Origin of the sequence: Pseudomonas sp. OV226 (genome assembly GCF_003148705.1) — a bacterium.
Classification (GTDB): Bacteria; Pseudomonadota; Gammaproteobacteria; order Pseudomonadales; family Pseudomonadaceae; genus Aquipseudomonas.
Genome location: NZ_QGGS01000008.1, coordinates 20451 through 46126, shown reverse-complemented (window position 1 = coordinate 46126; position 25676 = coordinate 20451). Strand labels below are relative to the sequence as shown.

General features: G+C 59.3%; 22 protein-coding genes. 3 read left to right on the top strand and 19 right to left on the bottom strand.

Features of this window, described 5'->3' with window-relative positions; genetic code table 11:
* Positions 1–17: 17 nt before the first annotated feature.
* Positions 18–233 carry a hypothetical protein gene (locus tag C7534_RS15335; protein WP_046028516.1) on the top strand — a complete coding sequence of 72 codons (216 nt, stop codon included), beginning with the start codon at positions 18–20 and terminating at the stop codon, positions 231–233.
* Positions 234–236: 3 nt separating this feature from the next.
* On the opposite strand, the gene yacG is transcribed toward C7534_RS15335, so the two are convergent.
* The 5 genes from yacG to pilB are packed head-to-tail and all read right to left on the bottom strand — an operon-like array spanning position 237 to position 4848.
* Complete coding sequence (gene yacG, locus C7534_RS15330) at positions 237–437, bottom strand: DNA gyrase inhibitor YacG (RefSeq protein ID WP_046028515.1); 201 nt, start codon at positions 435–437, stop codon at positions 237–239.
* The gene (gene coaE / locus C7534_RS15325) at positions 434–1057 is read right to left on the bottom strand and encodes a dephospho-CoA kinase (RefSeq protein WP_046028514.1); all 624 of its coding nucleotides are present in this window, start codon (positions 1055–1057) and stop codon (positions 434–436) included. The genes yacG and coaE overlap by 4 nt, the downstream gene beginning before the upstream one ends.
* Positions 1054–1926: a prepilin peptidase gene (locus tag C7534_RS15320; RefSeq protein WP_109786284.1), complete on the bottom strand. Its 873-nt coding sequence runs from the start codon at positions 1924–1926 to the stop codon at positions 1054–1056. Before C7534_RS15320 ends, coaE begins: the two co-directional genes overlap by 4 nt.
* A gap of 1 nt (position 1927) precedes the next feature.
* Positions 1928–3145 carry a type II secretion system F family protein gene (locus tag C7534_RS15315; protein WP_109786283.1) on the bottom strand — a complete coding sequence of 406 codons (1218 nt, stop codon included), beginning with the start codon at positions 3143–3145 and terminating at the stop codon, positions 1928–1930.
* A gap of 2 nt (positions 3146–3147) precedes the next feature.
* Positions 3148–4848, bottom strand: a complete 1701-nt coding sequence (gene pilB / locus C7534_RS15310) for a type IV-A pilus assembly ATPase PilB (protein WP_046028511.1) — start codon at positions 4846–4848, stop codon at positions 3148–3150.
* Positions 4849–5073: 225 nt separating this feature from the next.
* Between pilB and C7534_RS15305 the strand changes: the two genes are divergently transcribed.
* Both C7534_RS15305 and C7534_RS15300 read left to right on the top strand, forming a co-directional pair.
* Entirely contained in the window at positions 5074–5496 is a 423-nt protein-coding gene (locus tag C7534_RS15305; protein WP_109786282.1) for a pilin, read from the top strand.
* A 308-nt stretch (positions 5497–5804) separates the two neighbouring features.
* A complete protein-coding gene (locus tag C7534_RS15300; RefSeq protein WP_109786281.1) occupies positions 5805–6158 on the top strand; it encodes a BON domain-containing protein in 354 nt (117 codons plus the stop codon).
* Positions 6159–6309: 151 nt separating this feature from the next.
* Here the strand turns inward: C7534_RS15300 and C7534_RS15295 are convergent, their stop codons facing one another.
* The 14 genes from C7534_RS15295 to C7534_RS15225 all read right to left on the bottom strand — a co-directional run bounded on the left by C7534_RS15295 (position 6310) and on the right by C7534_RS15225 (position 25649).
* Positions 6310–6570, bottom strand: coding sequence for a DUF2845 domain-containing protein (locus tag C7534_RS15295; protein ID WP_109786361.1), 261 nt, complete (start codon positions 6568–6570; stop codon positions 6310–6312).
* Positions 6571–6605: 35 nt separating this feature from the next.
* Positions 6606–9590, bottom strand: coding sequence for a DUF748 domain-containing protein (locus C7534_RS15290; protein WP_109786280.1), 2985 nt, complete (start codon positions 9588–9590; stop codon positions 6606–6608).
* A 60-nt stretch (positions 9591–9650) separates the two neighbouring features.
* Positions 9651–10667 (bottom strand): class I SAM-dependent rRNA methyltransferase, encoded by a 1017-nt coding sequence (locus C7534_RS15285; protein WP_109786279.1) that lies wholly within the window; start codon positions 10665–10667, stop codon positions 9651–9653.
* Positions 10668–10771: 104 nt separating this feature from the next.
* A complete protein-coding gene (locus tag C7534_RS15280) occupies positions 10772–11644 on the bottom strand; it encodes an oxygenase MpaB family protein (RefSeq protein WP_046028506.1) in 873 nt (290 codons plus the stop codon).
* Between the two features lie 65 nt (positions 11645–11709).
* Positions 11710–13647, bottom strand: a complete 1938-nt coding sequence (gene acs, locus C7534_RS15275; RefSeq protein WP_109786278.1) for an acetate--CoA ligase — start codon at positions 13645–13647, stop codon at positions 11710–11712.
* A gap of 179 nt (positions 13648–13826) precedes the next feature.
* Complete coding sequence (gene pgi / locus C7534_RS15270; protein ID WP_109786277.1) at positions 13827–15491, bottom strand: glucose-6-phosphate isomerase; 1665 nt, start codon at positions 15489–15491, stop codon at positions 13827–13829.
* 231 nt (positions 15492–15722) lie between these two features.
* Entirely contained in the window at positions 15723–16103 is a 381-nt protein-coding gene (panD, locus tag C7534_RS15265; RefSeq protein WP_003228271.1) for an aspartate 1-decarboxylase, read from the bottom strand.
* Between the two features lie 207 nt (positions 16104–16310).
* Positions 16311–17171: a pantoate--beta-alanine ligase gene (panC, locus tag C7534_RS15260; protein WP_109786276.1), complete on the bottom strand. Its 861-nt coding sequence runs from the start codon at positions 17169–17171 to the stop codon at positions 16311–16313.
* Complete coding sequence (gene panB / locus C7534_RS15255; protein WP_109786275.1) at positions 17168–17968, bottom strand: 3-methyl-2-oxobutanoate hydroxymethyltransferase; 801 nt, start codon at positions 17966–17968, stop codon at positions 17168–17170. Before panB ends, panC begins: the two co-directional genes overlap by 4 nt.
* A gap of 364 nt (positions 17969–18332) precedes the next feature.
* Positions 18333–18818, bottom strand: coding sequence for a 2-amino-4-hydroxy-6-hydroxymethyldihydropteridine diphosphokinase (gene folK, locus C7534_RS15250; RefSeq protein ID WP_109786274.1), 486 nt, complete (start codon positions 18816–18818; stop codon positions 18333–18335).
* A gap of 4 nt (positions 18819–18822) precedes the next feature.
* A complete protein-coding gene (locus C7534_RS15245; protein ID WP_177412245.1) occupies positions 18823–20223 on the bottom strand; it encodes a polynucleotide adenylyltransferase PcnB in 1401 nt (466 codons plus the stop codon).
* A gap of 852 nt (positions 20224–21075) precedes the next feature.
* Positions 21076–22512, bottom strand: a complete 1437-nt coding sequence (locus C7534_RS15235; protein ID WP_046028497.1) for a sigma-54-dependent transcriptional regulator — start codon at positions 22510–22512, stop codon at positions 21076–21078.
* Positions 22513–22534: 22 nt separating this feature from the next.
* The gene (locus C7534_RS15230; protein WP_175648970.1) at positions 22535–25489 is read right to left on the bottom strand and encodes a sensor histidine kinase; all 2955 of its coding nucleotides are present in this window, start codon (positions 25487–25489) and stop codon (positions 22535–22537) included.
* A complete protein-coding gene (locus tag C7534_RS15225) occupies positions 25473–25649 on the bottom strand; it encodes a hypothetical protein (protein WP_003176118.1) in 177 nt (58 codons plus the stop codon). The genes C7534_RS15230 and C7534_RS15225 overlap by 17 nt, the downstream gene beginning before the upstream one ends.
* Between the last annotated feature and the right edge of the window lie 27 nt (positions 25650–25676).

Here is a 25676-nt window from a genome sequence, read left to right as displayed (position 1 = left end):
CCTTCAGGAGCATGGGCATGAGTGTTTACGAATGGGCACGGCAGGAGTTGCGTCAGAGTCTGGATGGGGCGCAGGAGGTGGGATTTGATCCGGGCTTGAGCTTGCGCGCCCTGCTCAGTGCCGTGGTGCAGCAGAGTAAAGCGGTGCGCAGTGCCGAAGACCTGGCCGACGAGTTGCGTTTTCTCGCGGAAAACCTCGATGACGGCCAGGACTACGGTTTTACGCGGCCTTGAACATCAGTGGCGCGGTTCGAAATCTTCGCTGAACATTTCGTCTTCGGCGTCCGGGCTGACGGGAATCTTGTGTTCTTCCGATGCCCACGCCCCGAGGTCGATCAGTTTGCAGCGATCCGAGCAGAACGGCCGGAAGGTGCTCTCGGCACTCCATTCAACAGGAGCGCCACAGGTTGGGCATTGGACGGTTGGGGTCTGGCTCATGACTGGCCTCCACGCAAAGTAAGGTAAAAGTGATGCAGGCGTTCGACCTCGCTGTGCAGCCAGGCGAGGTCACGGTCGTTGACCACGACGTCGTCGGCATGGCTCACGCGGTCCTGGCGGCTGGACTGGGCCTTGAGGATCGCCTGGACCTGTTGCTCGCTGGTCTGGTCACGCTGCAAGGTGCGTTCGATCTGTAGTTTTTCAGGGGCATCGATCACCAGGACACGTTGGGTCATGGCGTACTGCCCGGATTCGATCAGCAGCGGTGAAACCAGAATCGCGTAAGGCGATTGTGCCTTGGCTAGATTGTGAGCAATTTCTTCACCGATCAACGGATGCAACAAGCCTTCGAGCCACCGGCGTTCCTCCGGCACTTCAAAAATCAAGCTGCGCAGAGCCGCGCGATCCAGTTGCCCGTCGGCTTGCAGCACACCGGGGCCGAAGTGTTCGGCGATGGCGGCCAGCGCCGGGCGACCCGGTTCCACCACCCAGCGCGCCGCGTGATCGGCGTCCACGACATGGATGCCCAGGTCGATGAAGTGCTGGGCAGCGGCGCTTTTGCCGCTGCCGATGCCGCCGGTCAGGCCAAGAATCCAGGGTTTTTCCACAGGGGTATTCATTTCAAACCGACAAACTGCCAATAGAAGTCGGTTATTTGACCACCCCAGAGCAAGGCAATCCAGCCGGCAATCGCCAGATAGGGGCCGAAGGGGATCGGCGTCGATGTATTCGCATTGCGCAAGCGCAGCAAAATCACGCCGACGAATGCCCCCGCGAGCGATGACAGCAGAATCGTCAGAGGCAAAATCTGCCAGCCGCCCCAGGCCCCCAGCATGGCCAGCAACTTGAAATCACCGTGGCCAATCCCGTCTTTGCCGGTGAGCAGCTTGAACAGCCAGTACACCGTCCACAACACCATGTACCCGGCCACTGCTCCCCACAGGGCTTCATGCAATGACACGAAAACCCCGAAGCTGTTGACGATCAACCCGAGCCACAACAGCGGCAGCACCAACACGTCCGGCAGCAATTGGTGCTCGGCGTCGATCAGGCTCATCGCCAGCAATCCCCAACTCAGGACCAGTACCGTGCCGGCCTGCCAACCGAAACCGAAATGCCAGACGATAAACGCCGAGAGCAGGCCGCAGGCCAGTTCAGTCAGCGGGTAGCGCTTGCTGATCGGTGCGCTGCAGTTTGAACACCGCCCCCTTAAAAACAGGTAACTGAGCACCGGAACGTTTTCCCATGGGCGAATTCGATGGTCGCAATGCGGGCAATGGGAATGGGGCAGCATCAAATTGTAGGGCGGGCCTGGTGCTTCGGCGGGGACACCGAGCACGTCATGGGCCTGCAACCGCCATTCGCGGTTGAGCATTTTCGGCAGGCGCCAGACCACCACATTGAGGAAACTGCCCACCAGCAGACCTACAACCAGTGCGATGGCCACGAACGCCAGCGGATAAACAGTCAGGATTTCATTCAAGGGCATGTCAGATCGCTGAGCCGAGTTGGAAGATGGGCAGGTACATTGCAACCACCAGGCCTCCGACGATAACACCGAGCACGACCATGATGAACGGCTCCATCAGGCTGGTGAGGTTATCGACCATGTTGTCCACTTCGTCCTCATAGAAACTCGCGACTTTGTCGAGCATGTCATCCAGTGCGCCGGACTCTTCGCCAATCGCTGTCATCTGAATCGCCATGTTGGGGAAGATGCCCGAGGTGCGCATGGAGAAATTCAACTGCATGCCGGTCGACACGTCCTGCCGGATCCGCAGCACCGCACGCTTGAACACAATGTTGCCAGTGGCGCCGGCCACGGACTCCAGCGCTTCGACCAGCGGGACACCTGCGGCAAAGGTGGTCGACAGCGTACGGGCGTAACGGGCCACGGCAGATTTGTACATCAGCGTGCCAATCAGCGGCAGCTTCAACAGCCAGGTGTCCGTCCAGTCGCGAAACCCGGGGGACTTCCTGAAAGCGTGGCGCACACCGAAAATGCCCGCGATCAACCCGCCGAGCAGCGCCCACCACCACTGCTGCATGAACGCCGAAAGGCCGATGACCATCACGGTGAACGCCGGCAGTTCAGCGCCAAACCCTTTGAACACCGACTCGAACTGGGGCACCACCTTGACCAGCAGAATCCCCGTGACAATGATCGCGACAAACACCACCGCGAGCGGGTAGGTCATGGCTTTCTTGATCTTGGCCTTGAGGCTTTCGCTCTTTTCCTTGTAGGTGGCCACCCGTTCCAACAGGGTATCGAGAGCGCCAGCCTGCTCGCCGGCGTCCACCAGGTTGCAGTAGAGCTCATCGAAATACTGCGGCTTCTTGCGCAGGGACGCGGCGAAGCTGTTACCGGCCGCGACTTCCTGTTTCACCTCGTCCACCAGTTTGCGCATGGCCGGGTTATCGAAGCCTTCGCCGATAATGTCGAATGACTGCAGCAGCGGCACGCCCGCTTTCATCATGGTCGCCATCTGCCGGGTGAACAGGGCAATATCCTGGGTCTTGATGCGTTTGCCGACGCTGAAAATCGAGGCGGATTTCTTGCGTACCTTGCCGGGATTGATGCCTTGCTTGCGCAGTTGGGCCTTGATCAACGCCGGGTTCTGGCCGCTCAACTCGCCTGTCATTCGGGTGCCTTTGCGGTCTGTGCCTTCCCAGGCATAGACGCTGATTTTTGCTGCTTTGACCGCCATGTTCAGTCCTTGGTGACCCGGTTGATTTCTTCAAGGCTAGTGACGCCTTGCATGGCCTTGAGCAGGCCCGAGGTGCGCAAGTCGTTGAAACCGTCCTTGCGCATCTGGCTGTCGATTTGCAGTGAGTTGCCCTCGGCCATGATCAGCCGTTGCAGGTCCTTGGTGTTCTTCACCACTTCATAAATCCCGACGCGCCCTTTGTAGCCGTTGTTGCACTGATCGCAACCGACCGGCTCATAGATCGCGAATGAGCCGATGCGTTCCTCGGGAAAACCTTCCTTGAGCAGCGTTTCACGAGGGACGTCGATGGATTGCTTGCAGTGGTTGCACAATTTGCGCGCCAGACGCTGGGCGATGATCAGGGTGACCGAGGTGGCGATGTTGAAGCCCTGAATGCCCATGTTATGCAGACGGGTCAAGGTTTCGGCGGCGCTGTTGGTGTGCAGGGTGGACAGCACCAGATGCCCGGTCTGCGCGGCTTTGATGGCGATTTCGGCGGTTTCCAGATCGCGGATTTCGCCCACCATGATCACGTCCGGGTCCTGGCGCAGGAACGAACGCAGCGCCTGGGCGAAATCCAGCCCCTGCTTGGGATTGACGTTGACCTGGTTGATGCCTTCCATGTTGATCTCCACCGGGTCTTCGGCGGTGGAAATATTGATGTCCACGGTGTTGAGGATATTCAAGCCGGTGTAGAGCGACACGGTCTTGCCCGAGCCGGTGGGCCCGGTGACCAGAATCATGCCCTGTGGCTGCTTCAGGGCGGCCATGTACAAGTCTTTCTGGTCGGACTCGTAGCCGAGGGCATCAATGCCCATTTGCGCGCTGGACGGGTCGAGGATCCGGATCACCACTTTCTCGCCCCATAGCGTCGGCAGGGTATTGACCCGGAAATCAATCGACTTGCTCTTGGACAGGCGCATTTTTATCCGCCCGTCCTGAGGTTTGCGGCGCTCGGAAATGTCGAGGCTGGCCATGACTTTGAGCCGCGCCGCAATGCGGTTGGCCAATTGAGTGGGCGGCTTGGCCACTTCGCGCAACATGCCGTCGGTGCGCATCCGCACCCGGTATGTTTTTTCATAGGGCTCGAAGTGCAGGTCGGACGAGCCGCTCTTGATCGCGTCGAGCAGCATTTTGTGGACGAAACGCACGACGGGCGCATCGTCGGCATCCTGCCCGGCGATAGCGTCCTTTTTGTTGTCATCGACCGACTCGATGTCCAGCCCGTCGAGATCGACATCTGCCATGTCTTCCAGGCCGCTGGCATGGCTGTCGAAGAATTTCTCGATGGCATCGCTGAGCTTGTCGTCCTCCACCAGGATGGCTTCGGTGTTCAGCCCGGTGCTGAACTGGATGTCATTGATCGCCTGATGATTGGTCGGGTCGGAAACCCCCACGAACAACTTGTTGCCGCGTCGCCAGAGAGGCAGCGCATGGTGCTGGCGGATCAGCTTTTCGCTGACCAGTCCTTTGGGCTGGGTTTCCTTGTCCAGGCAATAGAGGTCCAGCAGCGCCATGCCGAAATGTTCCGAGGCGATCTCGGCGATTTGTCGACTCTTCGCCAGATTGTTCTGTACCAGGTAACTGACCAGGGAAATCTTGTTGCGTTGGGCTTGCTGATACGCCTGTTGCGCGCTTTTGTCAGTGAGCAGCTCGGCCAGGACCAATTGCTTGGCCAGACCGCTTAGGGCGATGTCGTTCATGGGGATACCGGACACAGACAGTTCAAGACTTATAGCCTAGTCAAGGCGCTGAACCAAACCAGCGGCGTTGAGGTGACAAAAAGTGTCAGATAGTGCGGTTGCAGGGGGCTCGAAAGCCCTTCGGCTCGACTTCGCCCCCCGCCAGCAGGGGCTCTGGCGCTTGGCATGGGCTGTGCTGATGCTCTTGCAGATCATGAGATTTCAACTCATGCATGGAGCGTGTCTATGAAGACTCAGAAAGGTTTTACCCTGATCGAACTGCTGATCGTGGTGGCGATCATCGGGATTCTGGCGACGTTTGCGTTGCCGATGTATTCCAAATATCAGGCTCGGGCGAAAGTGACGGCAGGCTTGGCCGAGATTTCCGCCATGAAGGTTCCGTATGAAGATGTGATCAACCAGGGGACTGCGCCAACGGTGGCCAACGTGGCGCCGGCGGGCAATGCCACCACCAGCAATTGCACGGTCGCAGTGACAGGTACGGTTGCCACGGGTGCCGGCACCATCACGTGCACGATCTTGAATGCACCGGGGCCTGTGTTGAGCAAGACCATCACATTGACCCGTGATGCCACTAATGGCTGGGCGTGTACCAGCACTGCTCAACAAGACTATGTGCCGAAAGGCTGCACGGGTTCCGCTACGTAAACGCTGAGATCCAGCACAGCCCCGCTTCTAAGGACACGGGGCTTTTTTTGCTTGCGAATGTCTTGCAGACACAGAAAAAAAGCCAAAAAATTCAGCGTGTTAGGAACTTTGTGAAAACCCGCATGTTGCATGCAGAGATTTACCAGGTCATGCATTTTGCATGATTTCGAAAATGGGTCGAATTTATAAGTTATTGATTTATAAGAATTTGTTAGTTGTTTCAAAGTTGGCACAGCGTTCGCAATATCCCCAGTAACCCTGCTGAGAAGACAACCAGCAGACTTTCTAGAAAAACAGGAGTTACTCGTATGAAGAAGTTCGCTATCGCTGCCGCTACTGCTACCGCGCTGACCCTGACCCTGGCCAACGCAGCATTCGCGCAGACCACCACCACTCAAGCCCCTTTGACATTGGCTTCTGGTGAGGCTGCCAAGGTCGAGGAAGCTACTTCCGATACCTGGATCACCACCAAAGTTAAAAGCGACCTGCTGACTGAAAAAGGTATTCCTGGCACCGACATCAAAGTCGAAACCAACAAAGGTGTTGTGTCCCTGTCGTCCACGGTTGCCGTGACTGATTCTCAGAAAGCCACCGCTGTGGCGATCACCAAGAAAATCAAAGGCGTCAAAGCGGTCTCCGCTGACGGCCTGAAAGCCCAATAAGGCTTAACGCGCTCAAGGAGTTCATGCGAACGACCACAAGGATGTGGTCACTACAGGCCCCGGCATTTATGTCGGGGCCTGTTTTATGTGGGTGGAAAAAACTACGGTGGGAGCGAGCCTTTATGCCAAGGGAGCACGCTCCCTCACCACATCAGTTGCCGCGTTTGCTGGTGATTTGGGTCAGGCGATTGCCTTCAAAACGCAGGAACTGGTACATCCCGCCGTTGGGCCCGTAGGTCCATTCCTCCACCTGGAACTCTTCACGTCGATTGGCACTGCGTTTGTACCCGAGCAAATCGCGGCTGACAGGTTCTCCACACTTTTGCAGCACTTCGCTGGACCTGTCGCCGACGCTGATCAATTGACTGCCACAGCGCAAGGTGTCGGCCGCGGAGACTTGGCTGGCGCCCATCACCAGCACCAGGCCTGAGAGCAATCGCCTGACCTTCACTCGGCGTCCAGATGCATCGGCGTCACCACCCGGCCATCACTTTCTGCTTCGCCAAGGCTGGCGTCGATGAAGTACACGCGGTCATCGGCCAACTGGCCCTTGTCGACCAGATAATCCTTGATGCTGCTGGCGCGGTCCTGACCCAACTGACGCAACAGCACATCGCTGGTACTCCAGAACTTGATCACGTCCGCACGCATTTTCGCGGTGCGATCTTCCTTGCCCAGGTCCTTCCATTCGGCGGGTGGCTGGGTCTTCAGGCGGGTGCGGTAGATGCCTTCCAGCAGCGGGCCTTTCTCGTTGTCCGGAACATCCAGCAATGAGGCCTGTGCTGGCACCTTGTCGCCACGACGCTGGAGCATTTTGTAGTAGTTGTACTGGTATTCCCGCTCCAGGCGTTGCTCGGCGATCAGCGGGCCATCGCTGCTCGCCGCCGCCGTGCCTTCGATTTCCAGGCGCAGGGCCGGGCGTTCCTTCAGGGCGTTGGACAGTTTGACCAATGCCGCTTCGGCATCCTTGCCCAGGTCGCTTGAACCCGGCGCGAATGACACGCTGCCCAAGTCTTCGGAACCGCCGCCACTGACCAGCCCGCCAATCATTTTGAACGGCGCAGCGGCTGCCTTGACGATCAGGTTGCGCAGGGTTTGCCAGATAATCGGCATGACACTGAACTGCGGATTATTGAGGTCACCGGTGACGGGCAATTCGATGGAAATCTTGCCGTCGACATCCTTGAGCAAAGCGATCGCCAGCTTCAGTGGCAGGCTCACGGCATCCGGGCTGTCGACTTTTTCCCCTAGCTGCAATTGCTCGACCACCACTTTGTTTTCGGCCTTGAGCTGACCTTTGGTAATCAGGTAATGCACGTCGAGATTGAGCCGGCCCTTGCGGATGCGATACCCGGCAAATTTGCCGGAGTAAGGGGTGAGCGTGGTCAGCTCAACGCGTTTGAAACTGGTGGCGATGTCGAGGCTGGCCATCGGGTCGAATGGATTGACTGCGCCCTTGATCGTCACGGGTGCATAACGATCTACCTTGCCTTTCACATCAACGCTGGCCGGTTTTGGCTGGCGGCTGTCGATGGTGCCGATCTGCCCGTTGAGCTGTTGCACAGCGGTGGCGAAGTTCGGGGTCAGGCTGAAGTCGGCGAAGTTGGCCGAACCGTCATTGATGGCAATGCCGCCGATGTGGATGCCCAGTGGTTTGCCGTTGCCGGCCGGTTTGGCCGCGGTGGTTTTCGCGCCGGTGTCGGGCGGTTGCGGGATCAACAAGTCATCAATGTTGGTGGTGCGATCTTCATTGATCATGAAGCGCACATAGGGCTGGAACAGGTTGACCTTGTCGATCGACAGGCTGTCACCGTGTTGATAGTTCAGGCCTTCGACCACCACCTGCTGCCACTTGAGAAAGTCCCGGGTTTTCAGGGTGTCGAGGGTGTGCAACTGATCGACCTGAGCGCGACCGGTGACGCTGAACGCCAGAGGCTCGGTGCTTTTCAGATCGACTGCCAGATCACTGCCGAGCATGCCGCTGCGCAGTTCCAGGCGAATGAACGGGGTGATGTATGACTGGGCGACACGCAGGTCGATGTCTTTGGTCTGCACCTTCAGTTTGGCGCTGATCGGGGCGAGATTGACCACGCCGTCTGCCAACACCTTGCCCTGCTTGCCCAGGCCGGTGTCGAGCTTGAGATTGAAAGGCGAGCCATTGAGGCTGTCGAAGTTCTGCAGGTCCAGGTTCAACGGGCCCACTTCCAGCGCGACGGCGGGTTGCGCCTTGCGGTCGGCCAGGTGCACCTGGTAATCGCGCAGTTGCACGTCTTTGAGCAGCACTTGCCACGGTTTGCTCGGTGGCGCAGGTTCCGGTTTCGGTGAGTCGGCAGCCGCGGGTGTAGTGGCCGGTTCGGCCTTGGCTTTGGCAGCGGGTTTGGATGGCTGGCTGGCGAACAGTTTTTGCCAGTCAAGTTGCCCGTCGGCTTCGAGGGCGGCCCAGGTTTCCAGTTTGTGGCTGCGGACTTTGCCGACCACCACTTGTTGCTTGGCCAGGTCCACGGTGGTGTCGCTGATGTCCAATCGTTCGAGCTTCACCAGCGGCCGCCCGTCGGGGGCCTTGATCGCGAAAGGCGCGACGCTGACAGCGACATTGCTCAACAGCAGTTCGGTTTCCTTGGACAGATTGAGCTTGTAGTCGGTGCTGAGGCTCATGATGCCGCTTTCGAGGTCCAGGGGGACTGCGTCGCGGACATAGGGCCAGAAGGCTTTCATCTTGCCATCGGTGATTTTCAGCTTACCTTCGGAGGCGAGCGGGATCAGGCTGAAGTTGCCGGTCCAGTCGATCTGTCCGCCGTTGGGGCCGATGGCCACCAAGGTCATGTCGGCGCTGTCTTCGGGCAGGGTGCTGAGGTTTTTCAGCTCGAAGTCGAGTTTGTCGTAGAGAAACTCGATGGGTTCGCTGGGCCGGGCATCTTCAAAGTGCAAGGCGCCGCCCGCCAGCTGGATCCGCTCGATGCGCAGTGGAAACGGCTTGGCATCCGGGTCGGCGGGGGTGGGTTCGCTTGCTGGCAGTTTGAACAGCCCAAGCAGATTGAGCTTGCCGTCCTTGCCGAAGAGGATTTCAGTCTTGAGTTTGTCCAGTTCGATATCGGACAGATGCACGGCCTTGGTCCAGAGGCTGTCGATTTGCAGGTTGGCGTACAGGCGTTCGAAGCCGATCTGTTCCTTGCCCGGCTCGCCGATGACCAGGCCCCAAAGGGTCACTTCAAGGCTGAACGGGTTGAGTTCGATACGCTGGAGGTGGGCGGGCACCGTGGCGTAGTTGGCCAATTGTTGGTTGGCAACCCGCAAGGCGATGCCCGGTAAAATCAGAAACCCCAGCAAGCTGTAGAGAGCCAGAGCAGTCAACAAGGCGCCGATAGCGCGAATCAATCCTTTGGGCATGTGCGGCTTCATCTGTCTGAATCGGAGTGCCTTGGAGTATGGCATGCGATTGCAGTTCCGAAGTAACCACGCTTTGCAGGATTTGTCTGAAATGCTGCCTGGGTTTCAGAGCTGCAGGATCAATGTTTTTAGCGGTGGTTGCTGATCCATCGACGGGAAATCAGCGCCCGGTGTCATCACTGTCCATTCGCGCACCGGTCGCCCGGCTTTCTCGGCGCAACGCAATACCTGTTCACGCCAGTCGTCCATGGTGACCTTTGCCAGGTTGTTGCAGCAGATCAGCACGCCATTGTCGGCGGTGGTCTGCAGTGCGGGTTTGAGCAGGCTCTGGTAGTCGCGCAGCAGGTCGACGGTGCCGAAGGCGCTCTTGGCCCAGGCGGGCGGGTCGAGCAGCACCAGGTCGTATTGACGCTGTTCCAGGCGTTGATAACTCGGCAACTTCTGCCCACGGCGTTGACTGATCGGCAGCCCTGCCAGTTGGCGGATCGCCGGGAAGTAATCGGACTGGATGAATTGCATGGCTGGCAGCTGCGGATTGAGCAGCCCGTTCTCACGGCCGACTGCCAGGTTACCCTCGGCGAAATCCAGGTTGCACACCTCGCGGGCACCACCGGCCGCTGCACTCAGCCCCACGCCACAGGTGTAGGCAAACAGGTTGAGCACGCTTTTGTTCTGGCTGTGTGCTTTGACCCAGCCACGGGTGTTGCGTAGGTCGAGGAATAGCAAAGGGTCCTGGCCGGCATGGCGCCCGCGAACCCGGTAGTTCAGGCCCCACTCGTGGCCGACCAGATCCTGAAGCGCGGCTTCATCGGCCTGGTAGACGGTGTCTTCGCGGTCGATGCGCGAATTGCCACGGGAGCGGTCGTTGTAGACCAACAGGGTTTCCAGGCCCAGGTGTTGATTTATGGCGTCGTGCAATTGCAGCAGGGCGTCGCGTTCCAGAGACTGGTGAAAGCTTTGCACCAGCAGTTGCGGACCATAGCGGTCGATGGTCAGGCCACCGGCGCCTTCCTGGCTGCCGTGGAACAGGCGATAGCAATCGGTGCCTTGCTGATGCAGTTCGGCAAGCAGGTCCTGGCGATGTTCGAGGGCGGCACGCAGCGCCTGATTCAAGGAAGACATGCTGGGCGCCTTGCAGGAGGGAATTTGGCGCGGGAGTTTAACAGCATTGCACCTGATCCCGAGCCACTGATCGTTCCCACGCGGAGCGTTGGAACGATCAATCGTCAGGTCAACAGCCCCATCCGCCGCTTCGCCCGCTGCACCGAGCCATTGCGCACTGCCCAGCGCAGCATCGGTGCACTGCGGTTAACGCTGGCGCGGATCAGTTTGCGTTGCAGTGGATTCTGGCTGACGCCGAGCATGGCACTGGCCCAGTCCGGTAGCAGATCGATACCCGCCTGCATCATCAAACCGCCAAAAGGCTTGGCCAAACGGCTGGGGGAGGGCGCGCTCAGCAGCAACCGCAACACTTCCCGGCTGCGTTCGTCGCACAGCAACTGAGGGCGAATGCGCGCAAGGTAATCGGCAATGGCCTGTCGCGAGCGGGGTACATCGCGGGCACCCAGGCGTTCGGCAACGATGGCGATTTCTGCGTAGTAGCGATCCTGATCGGCCAGCGACAGCGCCGGATTGCGGTAACGCAAATGCGCGGCGAGAAAGTTGCTGACCTCGGCCACATGCACCCAGGTCAGCAAGTCTGGATCACTGGCGGCGTAGGGGCGTCCGTCCGGTGCCGTACCGGTGACTTGCAGGTGGATGGTGCGGACTTTCTCGATCAGCCAGTCGGCATCCTTTCGCGAACCAAACGTGGTGCCAGAGATGAACTGCCCGGTGCGGCGCAGTCGGCCGAGCATGTCCTCGCGAAAATTCGAATGATCCCAGACCCCGGCCAGCGCCAGTGGATGCAAGGCTTGCAGCATCAGGGCGCTGATGCCGCCAATGAGCATGCTGCTGAAATCGCCGTGCACTTGCCAACTCACCGAGTCGGGGCCGAACAGGCCGGGATCACCTTTGGGATTTTCCAGATCGAGCTTGCCCAGTGACAGACCGCTCAGGCTCATGATTTGGGTTTCGATGCGGGTACGGATGAATTCCATGGCGACTCAGTGGCGAAAAAAAGGCGCGACCATCGCTGGCCGCGCGGGTGGGATGCAACAACAAATCATTGGTTCAGGCGTTTGTCGATCAAGCCCTGAACGACACTCGGATCGGCCAGGGTCGAGGTGTCGCCCAGGCTGTCCAGCTCATTGCAGGCGATCTTGCGCAGAATACGCCGCATGATCTTGCCCGACCGGGTTTTAGGCAAGGCCGGAGCCCACTGGATCAAGTCCGGTTTGGCGAAGCTGCCGATGTCCTTGCTGACGTGGTCGAGCAATTCCTTCTTCAGTTCGTCATTGGGGTCGGTGCCGTTCATGGGCGTGACGAAGGCGTAGATGCCCTGGCCTTTGACGTCGTGGGGATAACCGACCACGGCGGCTTCGGCGATGCTGTCGTGCAGCACCAGGGCGCTTTCCACTTCGGCAGTGCCGATGCGGTGGCCGGAGACGTTGATCACGTCGTCGATGCGCCCGGTGATCCAGTAATCGCCGTCCTCATCGCGTCGCGCGCCGTCGCCGGTGAAGTAATAACCGGGGTAGGGCTTGAAGTAGGTGTCGATCATCCGTTGCGGGTCGCCGTAGACACTGCGGATCTGTGCCGGCCAACTGGACTTGATCGCCAGCACGCCGCTGCCGGCGCCTTTGATTTCCTTGCCCGTTTCATCGAGCAACACCGGTTGTACACCAAACATCGGTTGCGTGGCGCAGCCGGGTTTGATCCGTTGCGCGCTGACCAGCGGACTGAGCATGATGCCGCCGGTTTCGGTCTGCCACCAGGTATCGACGATGGGGCAACGCTGCTCGCCGACCACATTGAAGTACCAATCCCACGCCTCCGGATTGATCGGCTCACCAACAGTGCCGAGTAATCTGAGGCTTGCGCGGGACGTTTCCTGCAACGGTTCGCGGCCTTCACGCATCAAGGCGCGCAGGGCGGTGGGCGCGGTGTAGAAGATGTTGACGTGGTGCTTGTCGATGACTTGCCAGAAACGCGAGGTGCTGGGGTAACTCGGTACGCCTTCGAAGATCAGCGTGGTCGCGCCGTTGGCCAACGGGCCGTAGACGATGTAGCTGTGACCGGTGACCCAGCCGACATCGGCGGTGCACCAGAACACTTCGTCATCACGGTAGTCGAGCACGTATTTGAAGGTCATCGCTGCTTGCAGCAGGTAGCCGCCAGTGGTGTGCAACACGCCTTTGGGTTTGCCGGTGCTGCCGGAGGTGTAGAGGATGAACAGCGGATCTTCGGCGTCCATCGGTTCCGGCGGGCAGTCGTCGCTGACATCACGCAAGGCCTGGTGATACCAGAGATCGCGGCCTTCAACCCAGTTCACATCGCCCTGGGTGCGCTCGACGACGATGACCGTGCTGACGTTCGGGCAGCTCTGAAGGGCCTTGTCGACGTTGTGTTTGAGTGGCACGAATTTACCGCCACGCACGCCTTCATCGGCGGTGATTACCGTGCGGCAGTCAGCGTCGAGAATCCGGTCGCGCAGGGAGTCCGGCGAGAAACCCCCAAACACCACCGAATGCACCGCTCCGATGCGTGTACAGGCGAGCATGGCGTAAGCGGCTTCGGGGATCATCGGCATGTAAATGCAGACGCGATCGCCTTTCTTCACGCCGCGGCTCTTGAGCACGTTGGCCAGGCGACAGACGTTGTGATGGAGTTTTTTGTAGGTGATTTGCGCGGATTCGGCGGGATCGTCGCCTTCCCAGATGATCGCGATTTGATCGCCGCGTTGTTTCAAATGACGGTCGATGCAGTTGTAACTGACGTTCAACTGACCGCCGGCAAACCAGCTCGCTTCACCGGTTTTCAGGTTATAGCGCTGGACGGTGTCCCACGGCGTACTCCAGTCGAGAAAGCGCGTGGCTTGTTCGGCCCAGAACGTACTGGGGTGTTCGATGGATTCGCGATACAGGCGCTGGTAGTCGTCTTGACTCAAATGCGCAGCCCGGCGGACGGCATCGGCTTTGGGGAACGTGCTGATATCGAACATGACGGTTCCTTATGCTTGTTTTGCGACAAGGATAAAGATGCGCCGAGTAGCGAGTGGGTTCAAGCCTTGCACCGCCCCTGTAAGAGCCGAGCTTGCTGGCGATGCAGACGCCGCGGTGGATCAGATACACCGCGTCATCGTTCATCGCGAGCAAGCCCGGCTCCTACGGGAGTGGGGTGTTAACCGCGGTGACGACCGCGGAAGTAGTTGATCAGGCCTTGGGTCGAAGCATCGTCAGCCGGGGTTTCTTCGCTGCCGACGAGGCGGTTGTAGACGCCTTTGCCCAACTCTTTACCCAGTTCCACGCCCCACTGGTCGAAGGCGTTGATGCCCCAGACCACGCTTTGCACGAAGACTTTGTGTTCGTACATGGCCACCAATGCACCGAGACGACGCGGGCTGATGCGCTCGACCACCAGGGTGTTGCTCGGGCGGTTGCCCGGGATCACCTTGTGCGGTGCGAGTTTCTGCACATCGGCTTCGCTCATGCCTTTGTCACGCAGTTCGGCTTCGGCCTCGCTGAGGGTCTTGCCGAGCATCAGCGCCTGGCTTTGCGACAGGCAGTTGGCGTACAGCCACTGGTGGTGGTCGGACACCGGGTTGAAGCTGACGATCGGCACGATGAAGTCAGCCGGGATCAGTTGGGTGCCTTGGTGCAGCAACTGGTGATAGGCGTGTTGGCCGTTGCAGCCGACGCCACCCCAGATCACCGGACCGGTGTCGGTGGACACTGGCGTGCCATCCTGACGCACGCTCTTGCCGTTGGATTCCATGTCCAGCTGTTGCAAGTGCTTGGTGATGTTCCGCAAGTAGTGGTCATACGGCAGGATGGCGTGGCTTTGTGCACCCCAGAAATTGCCGTACCACACGCCGAGCAAGGCCAGCAGTACCGGCATGTTCTGCTCGAACGGCGCGGTCTGGAAATGCTGGTCCATGGTGTAGGCACCGGACAGCAGTTCCTTGAAGTTGGACATGCCGATGGCCAGGGCAATCGGCAAACCGATGGCCGACCACAGCGAGTAACGACCGCCGACCCAGTCCCACATCGGGAAGATGTTTTCTTCACGAATGCCGAAGGCCACGGCCGCTGCATTGTTGCTGGAAACGGCGATGAAGTGGCGATACAGCTCGGCTTCCGAGCCGCCCTGAGCCAGGTACCAGGCGCGTGCGGCCTGGGCGTTTTTCAGGGTTTCGAGGGTGTTGAAAGATTTCGACGAGACGATGAACAGCGTGGTCTCGGCGCGCAGCTTCATGGCCAGTTCGTGGAATTCGCTGCCGTCGATGTTTGCCAAATAGTGGCAACGCACGCCTTTCTGGGCGTAGGACAGCAAGGCTTCGGACACCAGTTCCGGGCCGAGGAACGAGCCACCGATGCCGATGTTCACCACGTCAGTGATCGGCTTCTCGGTGTAACCGCGCCACAAGCCGTCGTGGATGCGGCCCACGAGGTCGGTGATCTGGTTCAGTACTTTGTGCACTTCCGGCATCACGTTGACGCCATTGACCGACAGCTTGTCGCCAACCGGGCGGCGCAGTGCGGTGTGCAGGGCCGGACGACCTTCGGACGCATTGACGATTTCGCCTTCGAACAGCGATTTGATCGCGCCCTTGAGGTCGACTTCGTTGGCCAGACCCACCAGCAGATTGCGGGTCTCGGTGGTGATCAGGTTCTTCGAGTAATCGAGAAACAGACCGCAGCTGCTAAGGGTGAATTGAGTGAAACGCTGCGGGTCGGCATTGAAGGCCTCGCGCATGCTGAAATCCTGCATGGCTTGGCGGTGATCATTCAACGCTTGCCAGGCGGGCAGAGCGGTAACGTCGTGAGGGGTGCGGTAGTACGCCATCGCTGCGGGTTTCCTTTTTACTTGAACGGCCTTTTGAACACTAAAAATCCCGGAGCGCCTGGGGTGGCGCGTCCGGTCAACTGCGTCGACACGATCTCATGGCGCAGGGCGACTACAGTAAACCCCGCGCCTTGATCTGTCTTGACTTTGTCTGACCTGTTTCCTGTACTTTTTTAACATCGAAGTCAGGAACAACCCGACAAACGGAGGGTCGGCAGCGCTTCGGTGCGATCAGGCGACCTGAACCGGAATGGCGTTACTGGTGTGGCTCAGCTCATTGCCCGGCGCCATGTAGAGCATGCGCGGTTTGAAGTTGAGCAATTCGGCTTCGCTGTAATGGGCGTAAGCACAGATGATCACGCGATCACCGACCTTGGCCTTGTGGGCTGCGGCACCATTGACCGAGATCATGCGCGAACCTTCTTCGCCACGAATGGCGTAGGTGGTGAAGCGTTCGCCGTTGTCGACGTTATAGATCTGGATCTGCTCGTATTCACGGATGCCGGACAAGTCCAGCCATTCGCCGTCGATGGCGCAGGAACCTTCGTAATCGAGGACAGCGTGGGTGACTTCGGCGCGATGCAGCTTGGCCTTGAGCATGATGGCGTGCATGAGTGTTTCCCCAGGTCGGAATCGAACGGCGGGCAGTTTGCCCGAAGGGTTTGTGGGCGGCAATACAGCTGAAATGCAATCTTCAGAGCCACCAAAAAACCTGTGGGAGCCAAGCTTGCTCGCGATGAGGCCCGCACATTCAACATCATTGTTGAATACCAGATCGCTATCGCGAGCAAGCTCGGCTCCCACAGGGTTTGGTGGTGTTTAGACGGGGGCGTCGAGGTTCAGGTGCAGGTTGTCGATCAACCGCGTGGTGCCGAGGAACGCGGCCACCAGAATCACCAGGTCGCGATCTTCTGGCGTCGCCGGGCGCAAGGTCAGCGCCTGGCGGATTTCCAGATAGTCGGGACGCAAACCGGCGGTTTCAAGTTGTTTGATCTGTGCGTCGATCAGCGCCGGGAAATCCCGCTCACCTTGCTTGATTACCTCGGCAATCGAACTCAGCGTGCGATAGACCACGGGCGCCACGGCACGCTGTTCTTCGCTGAGAAAGCCATTGCGCGATGACAGCGCCAGGCCATCGGCTGCACGGACAGTCGGTTCGCCAATGATCTGGATCGGCATGTTCAGGTCATGCACCAGGGATTTGATCACCGCCAGTTGCTGGAAGTCTTTCTGGCCGAAGATCGCCAGGTCTGGCTGGACCATGTTGAACAACTTGCTGACCACCGTCGCCACACCTTCAAAATGCCCAGGACGGCTGGCGCCGCACAGGCCTTCAGACAGCAGTGGAACGCTGACGCGAGTCTGGCCGGCCATGCCGTCCGGGTACATTTCTTCAACGGCTGGCGCGAACAGCAAGTGGCAACCGGCCTGGAGCAGCTTCTCCTGGTCGGCAGCGAGGGTGCGCGGGTATTTGTCGAGGTCTTCGCCAGCGCCGAATTGCAGCGGGTTGACGAAGATGCTCGCGACCACGAAATCCACCCGCTGGGAGGCTTTGGTAATCAGTGCAATATGACCGCTGTGCAGGTTGCCCATGGTCGGCACGAAGCCGATGCGCTTGCCTTCGCTGCGGGCACGGGCCACGGCGGCCCGCAGTTCGCGTACGGTTTTTACGGTGTTCATGCAGAGAATCCGTGTTCGATGCCTGGGAAAGTCGCCGCTTTGACTTCGGTCACGTAAGCACTCAGGGCTGCTTGAATGGTGTTCTGGCCAGTCATGAAGTTCTTCACGAACTTTGGCACACGACCGGTAATCGACAAGCCCAGCATGTCGTGCAGGACCAGGACCTGGCCGTCAGTGCCGCTGCCGGCGCCGATCCCGATGACCGGAATCTTCACGGCCTGGGTGATTTCTTCAGCCAGTTCGCTGGGCACGCATTCGAGCAGCAACATGGCGGCGCCAGCCTGTTCCAGTGAGATGGCATCGGCGCGCATCTGCCTGGCCTGGTTTTCGTTACGCCCCTGGACTTTGTAACCGCCCAGGATGTTCACCGATTGCGGTGTCAGCCCCAGGTGCGCGCACACCGGGATACCGCGTTCGGCCAGCAGGCGGATCGAGTCCGCCAGCCACAGTGCGCCTTCTACCTTGACCATGTGTGCACCGGCCTGCATCAACAGGGCACTGTTGGTCATGGCTTGTTCGGTGGTGGCGTAGGCCATGAACGGCAAGTCGGCGAGGATCAACGCATCGGTGTTGCCGCGTTTGACCGCTGCGACGTGGTAAGCCATTTCGGCGGTCGTCACGGGCAGGGTACTGTCGTGACCTTGCAAAACCATGCCGAGGGAGTCGCCCACCAGCAACACTTCGACACCAGCCTCATTGCAGGCGTGGGCGAAGGTCGCGTCATAGCAGGTCAGCATGGTGATTTTTTCACCTTTTTGCTTGAGACCTTGCAGCGTGGTCAGGGTGATGGCTGGCATGAAAAGTTCCTCATTCAGGCGCTGTGGAAACTACTGCGAGTAACGCGCGTGATTCTTCGTTAAATACAGGCGCACGGTCTGTTGTCGTGCTTTTACGGCCTGGATTGCGCCCTTCAACGCCGTGTTGGCGGCAGCGGGACGCCTATAGTCGTGAGGAGAACTCGGGAAGTCAATTGCATGTGTTACCGCATTGTTACGACAGGGGTGTTACCGGGGTAACTGATGCGATTCAGCAACTATCGATCTCATGCCAGACACCAAACCAATGTGTGCGAGCCTGCTCGCGAATGCGGTGGATCAGTCAACTTTAAGTTTAATGACACACCGCATTCGCGAGCAGGCTCGCTCCCACAGGGGATTTGCGTCAACTTTTGGGGAGGCGTTCCAGGCCGACGAACGGGCAGGCTGCGACTAGATCCTTCAGATTGCGGCCATCGGCCAGGCGCAAATCCGCAGGCGCCAGTTCGGCCAGTGGATACAGGACAAAGGCCCGTTCCTGCAGGTGGTAATGCGGAACCTTGAGGCGCGGCTCATCGATCAGTCGATCGCCAAACAGCACGATGTCCAGATCCAGCGTACGAGGGCCCCAACGCTCCAGGCGCTCACGACCCTGTCCGTTCTCGATGGCTTGCAGCGCATCGAGCAGTTCCAGCGGGGCGAGTGTGCTGTCGAGGGCGGCGACCGCGTTGGTGTAACGCGGTTGGCCGGGTAGCAGCGAATCGCTTTGATAGAAAGCGGACACATCGACCAGCTCGGTCTGCGGTAAACGCGCCAGCGCTTCGACGGCGCTGCGCAATTGTTCGGCGGGGGCAGCCAGATTGCTGCCCATGCCGATGTAGATGCGTTCCATGGATTTACTCGCCCGAGACGCTCGGTGCACCGGCGGCGCGTTTGCGCTTGGCGCCACCGCTGCGGCGACGTTTGCGGGGGGCGCCGGTGCCGTCGTCCTTGCTGCTGAGGTCGCGGATCATGTCGCGACGTTCGCTGTCATTGGCGTCCTGATAGTCCGTCCACCATTCGCCCAGGCCATCGGTCTGCTCGCCGGCGCTTTCGCGCAGCAGCAAGAAGTCGTAACCGGCTCGGAAGCGTGGGTTGTCCAGCAACAGGTCGGCACGCTTGCCGCTGCGGCGTGGCAGGCGCTCTTGCATGTCCCAGATCTCACGGATCGGCATGGTGAAGCGTTTTGGAATCGCAATACGCTGGCACTGTTCGGCAATCAGCTCGTGAGCCGCTTCCTGCATGGCCGGAATCGGCGGCATGCCGCGTTCTTGCAGGCGCAATACGCGAGCCGGCAGGGCAGGCCACAACAGGGCGGCAAACAGGAACGCCGGGGTCACCGGTTTGTTCTGCTTGATCCGCAGGTCCGTGTTGATCAGCGCTTCGCTGATGAGGGTGTGGGTATACGTCGGGTTGTATTCGAGCGCCTCGGCACTGGCCGGGAACAGCGGATCGAACAGTTGCAAGTCGACCAGCATCTCGAAGGTGTCCGCGGCGTGGCCGGAGAGGAACAGCTTGAGCACTTCTTCGAACAGACGGGCCGACGGGATCTCGCGCAGCATCGGTGCCAGTTCGCGAATCGGCAGGGCACTGTGTTTTTCGATACCGAAATTCAACTTGGCGGCAAAACGCACGGCCCGCAGCATCCGCACCGGGTCTTCCTGGTAGCGCTGCTTCGGATCGCCGATCAAGCGGATCAGGTGATTGCGGATGTCGTGTACGCCGTTGGCGTAGTCGAGGATGCGCTCGCTGACCGGATCGTAGTAGAGGGCGTTGATGGTGAAGTCGCGGCGTTGCGCGTCTTCTTCCAGCGTGCCATAGACGTTGTCGCGCAAGATGCGCCCGCTTTCATTACGGGAAGACTGGTTGCTGTCTTCTTCCTCGTCGTTTTGCGGGTGATTGGCGCGGAAGGTCGCGACTTCGATGATTTCTCGACCGAAGTGGATGTGCACCAGTTTGAATCGACGGCCGATGATCCGCGCGTTGCGGAATTCGGCACGCACCTGTTCAGGTGTGGCGCTGGTGGCAACGTCAAAGTCTTTGGGCGTGATGCCGAGCAGCATGTCACGCACGCAGCCGCCGACCAGGTAAGCCTGATAACCGGCGTTCTGCAGGCGTTCGACGATATTCACCGCGTAACGGCTGAATTGCGCCTTTTGCAGCGAGTGTTGGCCGCTGTTGAGCACTTCAGGCGTACTGCGAATGTGTTGCGTATGACGCTTGGGAGAACGGAATGACTGGAACAGCTTCTTCAGCATGGGATGCACTGTTTGAAGGAATGTTCGGCCATAACAGAAGAATGACCGCATGATGGGCGGGGATTCTAGCATTTAGTCGAGGGATGGTGTAGGAAGCTGCGCAAGCAGCTGAAGGGGATATCTGGCAGACGCTATCCGTGTAGCCGGTGACGAGCAACACGAGGCTGCGTCCGGCGGCGAAGCCGTCGTCATTGCGGTGTTTCAGATGAAACCGGTTGCCTGTATTGCGACTGCTGGGCAGTCGGACGCAGCCTCGCGTTGCTCGACAGCTGCTACAAGCCAGAAACTACAAGGGGAGCCGAAGCTCCCCAAGAAGTAGTTGCATGCTCTATTTTTATTATTGGTTTCGGGCTTTTTGTTTTTGTTAAGTGCCCTCGCCATGAAGATTTTCCTTCATGACCCTCCCAATCGGGAGCCAAGAGCAAACGGATTGCTTTGGTCGCTGTGCTGCAGTGATCTTGCGATCCAACCAATTCAGGCACTGTCTGAGTGACAGTTTTTTATTATTCTCGGCCTGGTCGTGGGGCAAGCCCCAAATACAACGCCTCTCCAAAAGAATCAGTTAGCTGCGCCTCTCGCCGTCTTGTTTTTATTGTGCGTGAGTCGATTCGTCTTATTTTTATTGTCTTTTGCATTGCTTGTTATTGTTCTTGTACTAAACATATAGCAGGGTGCGTGCCAACTTTTGCGAACCCCAATAAAACAAGGGGTTAGGTCGGTCGGTGGGGTTTTTCAGGGGCAAAAAAAACCGGGGCTTCGTTACCGTAAGCCCCGGCTTCTGTTACGTGATAAATCTGAGGTAACAGTTTTTTCAGCGTGTCACGTGTTACCCACGCCTCAGACAGGTGACGTTCAGCTCTCGCTGGCGACCCCGGTCTTGCGCCGTGGGATGCCCAGGCGCTGACGCCGCTCCCACAGGCATTTGCGGCTGACCCCGAGTTTGCGGGCCAGCTCGGTTTCGGTCATGTGGTCCTGGTGCTCGAGAACAAAGTGCTGGAAATAGTCTTCCAGTGACAAGTCTTCGGTTGGCTCATGACTGGAATTACCGCCGTTGTTGCCCTGCTGCGGCGCCAGGCCGATGAACTCGTCCTCTTCCAGATCGCTCAGCTCGATGTCGATACCCAGCAGTTCAGCAGAGATTTCCGGGCTCTCGCACAGGATGACCGCGCGCTCGACCGCGTTTTCCAGCTCGCGAACGTTACCGGGCCAGGAATAATGACGAATCGCTTGCTCGGCATCCGGGGCGAATTTCAGGTCGGTGCGGTTGATCCGCGCGCTCTGTCGCGCCAGGAACGCATTGGCGATTTCGTTCACGTCCGCACCGCGCTCGCGCAAGGCTGGCAGCTTCAGGGCGATCACATGGAGGCGGTAATACAAGTCTTCGCGGAACTGGCCGATTTTTGCCAGGCTCTTGAGGTCGCGGTGAGTCGCCGCGATCAGGCGCACGTCAACCTTCTGCGATTGCACCGAACCCACACGGCGAATTTCGCCTTCCTGCAACACGCGCAGCAGGCGAGCCTGGGCTTCGAGTGGCAGTTCGCCGATTTCGTCGAGGAACAGGGTGCCGCCGTCCGCCGCTTCCACCAGACCGGCACGCCCGGCGCTGGCGCCGGTGAATGCGCCTTTTTCGTGGCCGAACAGCTCGGACTCGATCAGGCTTTCCGGAATGGCCGCGCAGTTCACCGAAATCATCGGCGCCTTGGCGCGGCGGGACAGGTTGTGCAGGGCGCGCGCCACCAGTTCTTTACCGGTACCGGATTCGCCCTGGATCAGGACGTTGGAATCGGTCGGGGCGACTTTGCGAATTTTGCTGTACAGGTCTTGCATCGGCGGACACGAGCCAATGATGCCGATTTCGCCGTTGCTGTTGTCGGCACCCGCTTTCGCGGCGCCATTGCCGGCTTTACCCGCAGCAGGTTCACCGTTGGCTGGCAGCGATTGTCGGTCACGCAGGATCCGGGCGACGGCCTGGAGCATTTCGTCGTGATCGAAAGGCTTGGCGATGTAATCCACCGCGCCCATCTTCATTGAGTCGACCGCCGAACGCAGGCTGGCGTAGCTGGTCATGATCAGCACCGGGGTGCCTTGGCCGAGTTTGATCAACTCGGTGCCAGGTGCGCCGGGCAGGCGCAGGTCACTGACGATCAGGTCGAACGTGGGAATGGTGAAGCGTTCTTGTGCTTCCTGCACTGAACCGGCTTCGCTGACCTGGTACTGGTTGCGTTCCAGCAGGCGGCGCAAGGCGGAGCGGATAATTGTTTCGTCTTCGACGATCAAAATGTGCGGCATTGATTCGATACTCTCGACGGTCTCAGTTCACAGCGGACGTCGCTTCGACATGACGCGGCAAGGTCACCCTGATACGGGTGCCGCGTTGGCTTTGAACATCAGCCGGGCTGTCGATGGTGATTTGTCCATAATGCTCTTCAACGATGGAATAGACCAGTGCAAGGCCCAGACCGGTGCCTTCGCCAGGATCCTTGGTGGTGAAGAAAGGTTCGAACAATCGGTCCATGATGTTCTTCGGAATACCGCTGCCTTCGTCTTCCACGATCAGGTCGACCGTGTGTTCGCCGGCTTCGCTTTTAACCCGCACGGCGCTACCCGCAGGCGAGGCGTCGCGGGCGTTTGAGAGCAGATTGATGAGTACTTGGGCGAGTCGCTGCGGATCGCCTTCGACCCAGTGATCGGGGTCGCACAGATTATAGAACTGCACTTCGAAATTGCGTCGGTTCAAGGCCAGCAGGCCGATGGCATCTTGAGCCACTTCGGCCAGACAGACGGGTTCGTCGCTGTGCTGGTGACTGCCGGCGTGGGCGAAGCTCATCAGCGATTGAACGATGCGTGAGACGCGTTTGGTCTGTTCGAGGATCTGCCCGCTGATTTCCTTCAGCTCGCCATCGTCTTCGCGCTCTTCGCGCAGGTTCTGCGCCAGGCACGCAATGCCGGTAATCGGGTTGCCGATTTCATGGGCCACACCTGCCGCGAGTCGGCCGATGCTGGCCAGGCGCTCGGAATGCACCAGCTTGTCTTCGAGCATCTGGGTTTCGGTCAAGTCTTCCACCAGCAACACCAAACCGCTGTTACCCGGCGCCAGCGGTTCATCGATCGCCGCTTTGTGCAGGTTCAGCCAGCGAGTCTGGCCATCAAGGGCCAGGTGCTGCTTGTGCAAATGCTCGTCGGGCAGGTTGATGAAGCCTTGCAGCAGTTCTTTCCACGGATCGGCAATGGTGCTCAGGCGCGAACCGACCACACGCTGCGCGGCAATACCCGTCAGTTCCTCCATGGCTTTGTTCCACATGAGGATTTCCTGATCCTTGGCCAGCGAGCAAACGCCCATCGGCAGTTCTTGCAGGGTCTGGCGGTGATAGCGGCGCAGGGCATCGAGTTCGGCGGCCAGGCCGGTCAGCCGTGAGTGGTAATCCTCAAGGCGACTTTCGATGAAGTGAATGTCCTCGGTGACGTAGTTCTCGCCACCCGCCTTATAAGGCAGGAACGTCTCGACCATGTCTTGGGCAACGCTGGGGCCCATCAAGCCGGACAGGTTGGCTTCGATACGATCACGCAAACGGCGCAAGGCGTAAGGCCGGCGCTCGTCGAACGGCAGATAGAGATCGCGCAGCGCCTGTTCGACTTCCTTCTGTGCAGCCTTGGCGCCCAAGGGTTTTGCCAGCTGCGTGGCGAATTCCTGGGGTGACGCGGCGTGCAGTTCGCGACGTTGCGGGCGACGTACATTGTCCACGGCGCAGGCTTCGGCGGCGCTGGCCTCTTCGGGGCTGGCGTTGGTAAACAGCGAGATCAGGGTGAACATCAGCACGTTGGCCGCCAGCGATGCGATGGCCGCCATGTGCCAGCTAGTGTCGTCCAGCACGTAGATCATGTTCAGCAGGGGAATGTAGAAGCCCTGCAGGTTGCCCACCAGTGGCAACAGCATGGTCACCAGCCACACCAGAATCCCTGCCAGCAAACCGGCAATGAAGCCCCGGCGGTTGGCGGTCGGCCAGTACAGAACCGAGAGAACGCCTGGCAAGAACTGCAATGTGGCGACAAACGCGACGATGCCGAGATTGGCCAGATCCTGCTCCACGCCCAGCAGCAAGTAGAAACCGTAGCCGGCCATGATGATCGCAACGATCAGCGCCCGACGAGTCCACTTCAGCCAGCGGTAGATATTGCCTTCGGCCGGTGGTTGATAGAGCGGCAGCACCAGGTGGTTCAGTGCCATCCCGGACAGCGCCAGGGTGGTGACGATGATCAGGCCGCTCGCTGCCGACAAACCGCCGACATACGCCAGCAGCGCCAAGGCTTTGCTGTTGGCGGCGATGCCGATGCCAAGAGTGAAATACTCAGGATTAGTCGTGGCGCCGAGTTTCAGCCCGGCCCAGAGAATCAGCGGCACCGCCAGGCTCATCAGCAGCAGAAACAGCGGCAAACCCCAGCTGGCACTGACCAGCGAGCGCGGGTTGAGGTTTTCGGTAAACGTCATGTGATACATGTGCGGCATCACGATTGCCGAAGCAAAAAACACCAGCAGCAGCGTGCGCCACGGACCTTCTTGCAGCGGGGTGTGCAAGGCGGCGAGGGCGGTCTGGTTTTGCAGCAGCCACAGTTCAAGCTGTTGCGGGCCGTCGAACACGCCGTACAGCGCATACAGGCCGACGCCGCCAATGGCGATCAGTTTGATGACCGATTCGAAGGCAATCGCGAACACCAGGCCTTCATGTTTTTCTCGGGTGGCGATGTGGCGCGAGCCGAAGAAAATCGTAAACAGCGTAATCAGGGCGCAGAAACTCAGGGCCACGCGATGTTGAACCGGTTCGCGAGTAAGGATGCCGATGGAGTCGGCCACGGCCTGAATCTGCAACGCCAATAACGGCAGGACGCCGATCAGCATGAAAATCGTCGTCAGCGCGCCGGCCCAGGTGCTACGGAAACGGAACGCGAACAGGTCGGCCAGGGACGACAACTGATAAGTGCGAGTGATTTTCAGGATTGGGTACAGCAACACCGGCGCCAGCAGAAATGCGCCGGATACCCCCAGGTAGCTGGACAGAAAGCCGTAACCGTACTGGTAGGCCAGGCCGACCGTGCCGTAAAAAGCCCAGGCGCTGGCGTAGACGCCCAGCGACAGGGTGTACGTCAGCGGGTGGCGAATGATCGCCCGGGGGATCATGCCCCGTTCACTGACCCAGGCCACGCCGAACAGCACCGCCAGGTACGCGGCGCTGATCAGGATCATCTGGGTCAGGCTAAAGCTCATCGGCATCTTTTTGGCTCTGCAGGATGAAGGTCACAACGATCAGGATCAGCCAGAGCAAATAAGGGCGATACCAGGCGCCAGTGGCGTCGATCCACCAATCCATGATGGCCGGGGAGAACAGATAAATCCCCACTACCAGGAGCAGGACCAAGCGATAGATGTACATCCCGGCCTCTCTTTTTTATGCGTGTGC